The organism is Desulfosporosinus metallidurans, assembly GCF_001936615.1.
GTDB classification, from domain to species: domain Bacteria; phylum Bacillota; class Desulfitobacteriia; order Desulfitobacteriales; family Desulfitobacteriaceae; genus Desulfosporosinus; species Desulfosporosinus metallidurans.
This window is the reverse complement of record NZ_MLBF01000171.1, coordinates 1-733: the sequence shown is the minus strand read 5'-3', so window position 1 is coordinate 733 and position 733 is coordinate 1. Positions and strand designations below refer to the sequence as shown.

The following is a 733-nucleotide window of genomic DNA, read 5'->3' as shown; positions in this document are numbered from 1 at the left end:
ACCGCGCTCGGCTGCCGGTAGCCGGCCTGGACCAGGGAGGACCGTCGTTTTGGACAGCTCCTTGGCTTCCCGGGGTTTGACCAGTTCGCCAAACCAGGTTGCCGCCCGCTGGCCGAAATTCTCAAACCAGCCGAGCAGCCCCGGCCGGCCGCCCGCCCCCAGCCGCACCGCATTGATGACGGCATGGGCCCGGCCGGCCATCTCCCGGCGCTTGCGGCCTTCCTCGCGCAACATGGTCGTCGCGTAGACGAAAAGGCCCCACGCTTGCGGCAACCAGCACGGCAATGACGAGCAAATCCATGGCGCTCTCCTAGACCTCGATGCGGACCATCTTGCGGATGATAAGGACGCCAACCGTCATAAGGGCCTATGACCACGCAGTAGCTCATGACCCGCCCCAGGGGATCGACAAGCAGCAGGCTGAAATAGCCGGGATTGACCATCTTCACCACGCCGGCCACGCCAAAGGGCAACAGGCACAGCACCCAGGCGGCCATGCGCCCTTCGGCCGAAAGCACCCGGATGCGGCCCTTGAGCTTGAACCGCTCGCGGATCAGCCAGGAGATGTTGCTGATGATTTCCGCCAGATTGCCGCCGGACTCGTTCTGGATTTTGACCGACACCACGAAAAAGCTCAGGTCCGGGCAGTCCACCCGCTCCATGAGGTTGTCCAGGGCCACGGTGACGCCCAGGCCGAAATTGATTTCCTCCAGGGTGGTCTGGAACTCGGTGC

1 protein-coding gene and 1 pseudogene are annotated in these 733 nt (G+C 64.0%); both read right to left on the bottom strand.

The features are described 5' to 3' along the window. The coding region (locus tag DSOL_RS29365; RefSeq protein WP_235839019.1) for a hypothetical protein at window positions 1-285 on the bottom strand (285 nt) is incomplete at its 3' end. A 221-nt stretch (window positions 286-506) separates the two neighbouring features. Next, a pseudogene (locus tag DSOL_RS30300) lies at window positions 507-680 on the bottom strand (type II secretion system F family protein); the annotation flags it as partial. Window positions 681-733: the final 53 nt, after the last annotated feature.